At 66.7% G+C, this 1128-nt stretch carries 1 protein-coding gene; it reads left to right on the top strand.

Annotated elements, in window-relative coordinates; all coding sequences use genetic code 11:
* On the top strand, positions 1-1128 hold a 1128-nt coding region (locus tag I4Q42_RS25800), incomplete at both ends, for an Ig-like domain-containing protein (protein WP_198578970.1).

The raw sequence follows: 1128 nt of genomic DNA, 5'->3' as shown, positions 1-1128 counted from the left end.
ATGGTCGGGCAGGAGATCTTCCTGGGCGGCACTTATCTGGACCTGGCGTTGAACAGCAGCGGCACGCTGGGCAGCCGTTCGACGGCGCCGACGGGTTTCGTGACGGACGCGGTCAACGGCTACATCCGCCTGGGCATGGTGGGCGACACCGACGGCTTCGGCACGGGCAAGGCCGCCACGCGTGATGCGATGCTGGCCGGCACGCCGGTGGAAAGCTTCTCGCTGGGCTACGAGATCGGCGGTACGCGCTATGTGAAGACCAATAGCGAGCGGGCCGGCACGGTGCAGATCACCGGCGGCCAGACCACGAACCTGTCGGAAAGCGGTACGGCCGCGGCCGGCTGGACCGGCACCACGACCGAGAAGGTCAAGGTCAACCAGGTTTTCTCGCTGAGCGACGACGCCAAGTACGTCAAGGTCGAGATCACCCTGACCAACCTGTCGAGCGCCGCGCTGGACAACCTGCGCTACATGCGCTCGATCGACCCCGACCATGGCGCCAGCTTCAACACCAATAACAAGATCCTTGAGCAGGGCGGCGACAGCACGGGCGGGGCCCTGATCGCGGCCTATGCCTCGGGCACGAGCACGCCGCTGTTCTACTATACCGCCGACGAGCGTGCGCGGGTGTCGACCTACGGTTTCGAAAACAAGGACCCGTACGCCGCAGCCGCCTACGACAGCGCCAAGGGCGTCGGCTACACCCTCAGCGGCGACACCGCGATCAACATCGACTTCGTCCTGGGCTCGCTGAAGGCGGGCGCCTCGACCACCATCACCTTCTATATGGGCATCACCAACGACCTGGCCGCCACGGTCAAGGCGATCAACGCCGCGGCCGCCGGTTCGGCCAACACCAACCACGCTCCGGAGCTGGTGTCCGACACGGCCACCGTGACGGCGGGCGCCTCGGTCAGCGGCAATGTGCTGTCGAACGACAAGGACGCCGACGGCGACGCCCTGACCGCCAGCCTCAAGGCCGGACCCTCGCACGGCACGGTCACCCTCGCCGCCGACGGCTCCTACAAGTATGTCGCCGCTTCGGGCTATGCCGGCTCCGACAGCTTCACCTACACCGTCAGCGACGGCAAGACGACCAGCAGCTCGACCGTCACCCTGACGGTCCAG

The organism is Caulobacter hibisci (assembly GCF_016135805.1).
GTDB classification, from domain to species: domain Bacteria; phylum Pseudomonadota; class Alphaproteobacteria; order Caulobacterales; family Caulobacteraceae; genus Caulobacter; species Caulobacter hibisci.
This window is presented reverse-complemented; position numbering and strand designations above follow the sequence as displayed.